At 69.7% G+C, this 3,971-nt stretch carries 4 protein-coding genes; 3 read left to right on the top strand and 1 reads right to left on the bottom strand.

Annotated features, from left to right (window positions below):
- Positions 1–127: 127 nt before the first annotated feature.
- Positions 128–910, top strand: coding sequence for a 3-hydroxybutyrate dehydrogenase (locus A612_RS13630; RefSeq protein ID WP_019375016.1), 783 nt, complete (start codon positions 128–130; stop codon positions 908–910).
- A 22-nt stretch (positions 911–932) separates the two neighbouring features.
- Here the strand turns inward: A612_RS13630 and A612_RS13625 are convergent, their stop codons facing one another.
- Positions 933–1,646, bottom strand: a complete 714-nt coding sequence (locus A612_RS13625) for an SIMPL domain-containing protein (RefSeq protein ID WP_019375015.1) — start codon at positions 1,644–1,646, stop codon at positions 933–935.
- Between the two features lie 215 nt (positions 1,647–1,861).
- On the opposite strand from A612_RS13625, the gene ompR reads away from it, so the two are divergent.
- Both ompR and A612_RS13615 read left to right on the top strand, forming a co-directional pair.
- The gene (gene ompR, locus A612_RS13620; RefSeq protein WP_173370374.1) at positions 1,862–2,599 is read left to right on the top strand and encodes an osmolarity response regulator transcription factor OmpR; all 738 of its coding nucleotides are present in this window, start codon (positions 1,862–1,864) and stop codon (positions 2,597–2,599) included.
- 109 nt (positions 2,600–2,708) lie between these two features.
- A partial coding sequence (locus tag A612_RS13615) for a sensor histidine kinase (RefSeq protein ID WP_019375013.1) occupies positions 2,709–3,971 on the top strand: 1,263 nt, incomplete at its 3' end.

Raw genomic sequence — 3,971 nt, 5'->3', positions numbered from 1 at the left:
CAGCGCCGGCAGCCGCCGGACCGGGGCAGGATACGTAGTTCAGCGTAGGTTCAATCATGCAGACAGGCCCCGTCGGCGGGACTGGATAATGGCTGCGCTGCATCCTAATTCATTCGGAGAGACATCCATGCTCAACGGCAAGACCGCCCTCGTGACCGGCTCCACCAGCGGAATCGGTCTGGGCATCGCCAAGGCCCTGGCCCGCCAGGGCGCCAACATCGTACTCAACGGCTTCGGGGATGTGGACGGCCCACGCGCCGAGGTGCTGGAGGCCGGCGCCCAGGCCGGCGTGCGCGTCGCCTACCACGGCGCCGACATGGGGCGGCCTGCCGACATCGAGGACCTGCTGCGCTACAGCACCGACCAGTTCGGCCGCGTGGACATCCTGGTCAACAACGCCGGCATCCAGCACGTGGCGCCGGTGCACGAGTTCCCCGTCGAGAAGTGGGACGCCATCCTCGCCATCAACCTGAGCAGCGCCTTCCACACCACCCGCCTGGCGCTGCCCGGGATGCTGTCGGCCGGCTGGGGACGGATCATCAACGTCGCCTCGGTGCACGGCCTGGTGGGCTCGACCCAGAAATCGGCCTACGTGGCCGCCAAGCACGGAATCGTCGGCCTCACCAAGGTCACGGCGCTGGAGACCGCCACCACGGGCGTGACCTGCAACGCCATCTGCCCGGGCTGGGTGCTGACGCCGCTGGTGCAAAAGCAGGTCGATGCCAAGGCCGAGCAGCACGGCGTGAGCAACGAGGAGGCCCAGCGGATCCTCCTGGGCGAGAAGGAGCCGTCCATGCAGTTCACCACGCCCGAGGAGCTGGGCGAGCTGGCGGTGTTCCTGTGCTCGCCCGCGGGCGGCAACGTGCGCGGCGTCGCCTGGAACATGGACGGCGGCTGGGCCGCCCAATAAGACGGGGTGGCGGCGCTGCCGCTCAGCGCAGCTGCACGCTGCCGGAGATGTTGACCACGACCCGGGTCTTGCCGGCCTCCACCGGCACCGGGTCCATCTCGGCGCTGGCCACGCGCGCCGCCATGGCCATCATCGCCGGGCGCGGCGCCGGGCCGGAATCGTGGCTGTTGACGGTGACCTCGCGCAGGCTGTAGCCCGCGAAGCCGAACCCGCGCGCCAGCTCCGCGGCGCGCGCCTTGAAGGCCTCCACGGCACGGCTCTGGGCCTCGCTTTCCACACGCTCGCGTGCCTCGCGCGACAGATCGAAGCGCACGCCGCTCACCGCCAAACTCTGGATGCGTCCCGCGGCCGTGCTGATGCGCGCGAAATCCCGGCCCTCCAGGATCAGCTCCGCCCGGCCCTGCCAGCCGCTGATCTGCCCTTCCTTGCCATAGCGCGGCTGGATGCTGAAAGTGCCGGTGCGCACGTCCATCTGCCCGGGCTGGGCGCTGCGCCGCGCCTCGGGCAGCGCGGCGTCGAGCGCCTGGCGCAGCTGGGTCTGCACGGAGGCGGCGTCTGGTCCCTCGCGGGTGGTGGCGAGCGCCATGACCAGCAGGTCCTGCGCCACCTCCACCTCGCCCGAGGCCGACAGCTGCAGGATGTTCTGGGGCACTTCGGGCGCGCTGCCCTGGGCCAGGGCGCCAACGGCGACGGCCGCCAGGGTGCAGGCCGCCGCGGCCCGGATCGCAAATCGCATGGTCTTCCTTTCTGGTTGAAGCTGCGCACGGCAAGACGCGCGGTGCGCTGACAGCGAAGCTACCGGTTTCATGGCAGCTCTAGCGTGAACCGGTCGCAATGTCATTGCATGGCGTCGCAAAACCTGTAACAGTTGGTCAGACCCTGGGGCCATGGGCGGAATTTTCGGCCCCAACTCGTCAGAATTGCCGCTGTTACAAATTCGGCCTGGAGAGAATGAATATGGCTTCCACGACCAACCGCACGGACAAGGTGCTTGTGGTGGACGACGATGCGCGCATCCGCGACCTGCTGCGCCGCTACCTGACGCAGGAGGGTTTCGAGGTCATGGTGGCGGAGGACGGCAAGGCGCTCAACCGCATCCTGCTGCGCGAGACGGTGGACCTGATCGTGCTCGACCTGATGATGCCCGGCGAGGACGGCCTGTCGATCTGCCGGCGCCTGCGCGCGGCCAACGACCGCACACCGATCATCATGCTCACCGCCAAGGGCGAAGACGTGGACCGCATCGTCGGCCTGGAGGTCGGCGCCGACGACTACCTGGGCAAGCCCTTCAACCCGCGCGAATTGCTGGCACGCATCCACGCCGTGCTGCGCCGCCGCCCCCCTCAGGAGGCGCCCGGGGCGCCGTCGGGCGAGAACGAGGTCGTCACTTTCGGCCCCTTCACCTTCGACCTGGGCACGCGCGCACTGCAGAAGAACGGCGAGGAATTGCCCCTGACCACCGGCGAGTTCGCCATGCTCAAAGCACTGGTGCGCCACCCGCGCCAGCCGCTGTCGCGCGAAAAGCTCGCCCTGCTGGCGCGCGGGCGCGAATTCGAGCCTTTCGACCGCAGCCTGGACGTGCAGATCTCGCGCCTGCGCAAGCTGGTGGAGATCGACGCCGCCCAGCCGCGCTACATCCAGACCGTCTGGGGCGTCGGCTATGTTTTCGTGCCGGACGGTGCGAACTGAGCGCCCGCCTCGGCACCTGCGCTGAGAACCCTCCCGGCCGGCCGCGTGCTTTGCGCGCCTGCGATGGCCTTTCCGTGCCCGCCACGGCGCCCCTCCCCTGCCGCAGCCCATGAGTGAATCCCCTTCGGCTCCCCATGACCTGACCAGCCCGGCGCCGCTGGAAGCGGCCGAGCAGCGCCGCCGCCAGCGCGCGCGCCTCGGCCTGAACCTGTTCTGGCGCACCTTCTTCCTGCTGGCGCTGCTGCTGATCGGCAGCATCCTGGCGTGGCTGCAGACCCTGCGCGCGCTCGAATTCGAGCCGCGCACGCTGCAATCGGCCCAGCAGATTGCGTCGCTGGTGAACCTGAGCCGCGCCGCGCTGATCCATGCCGACGCCATCGCGCGCGTCTCGCTGCTCAAGACCATGGCCGACCAGGAGGGCGTGCGCCTGCTGCCGCGCGAGCCCGGCGATCGCTTCGAGCCGCTGGCGCATTCGGCGCTGGGATCGCGCCTGACGCAGGAGCTGACCGCCCGGCTGGGGCCGGGCACCATCGTCGCCGGCAGCGTGAACGGCGAGCCCGGCCTGTGGATCGGCTTTACCATCAACGGCGACCCCAACTGGCTGCTGATGGACCGCTCGCGCCTGGCGGCGGCCAGCGGCAAGACCTGGCTGGTCTGGCTGCTCACGGCGGGTGCGCTGTCGCTGGCCGGTGCCGCGCTCATCGCCCGGCTGATCAACCGCCCGCTCAAGCAGCTCTCCTACGCCGCCAACCGCGTGCGCGACGGGGACTTTGCCGCCAGCCAGCTCGACGAGGGCGCCGTGACCAGCGAGATCCGCGAGGTCAACATCGGCTTCAACCGCATGGCGCAGCGCCTGGCCAAGCTGGAGCAGGACCGCGCCGTGATGCTGGCCGGCATCTCGCACGACCTGCGCACGCCCCTGGCGCGCCTGCGGCTGGAGACCGAGATGAGTGTCATGGACGACGTGGCGCGCCAGCACATGGTGGCCGATATCGTGCAGCTGGACGCCACCATCGACAAGTTCCTCGACTACGCCCGCCCGGATTCGGTGGCGCTCACGCCGGTCAACCTGCACGCCGTGGTGTCCTCCTGCGTCTACGCCGTGCAGGACCACCGCGAGCTGGTCATCAGCATGCAGGTGCCCGAGGACCTGAACGTGCTGGCCGACGAGGTGGAGCTGGCGCGCGTGATCTCCAACCTGCTGGAGAACGCACGCCGCTACGGCAAGGACCGCGAGACCGGCATCACCACGGTGGAGATCAGCGCCCGCGCCCGGGAAAAATGGGTGCTGCTCAAGATCCGCGACCGCGGCCCGGGGGCGCCGCCCGAGCAATTGGCGAGCCTGACCAAGCCCTTCTTCCGGGGGGACGCG

It is taken from the genome of Melaminivora alkalimesophila, from assembly GCF_000282995.1.
Classification (GTDB): Bacteria; Pseudomonadota; Gammaproteobacteria; order Burkholderiales; family Burkholderiaceae_C; genus Melaminivora; species Melaminivora alkalimesophila.
Note: the sequence above shows the minus strand (reverse complement) of the source record. Positions and strands in the feature narration are given on the sequence as shown.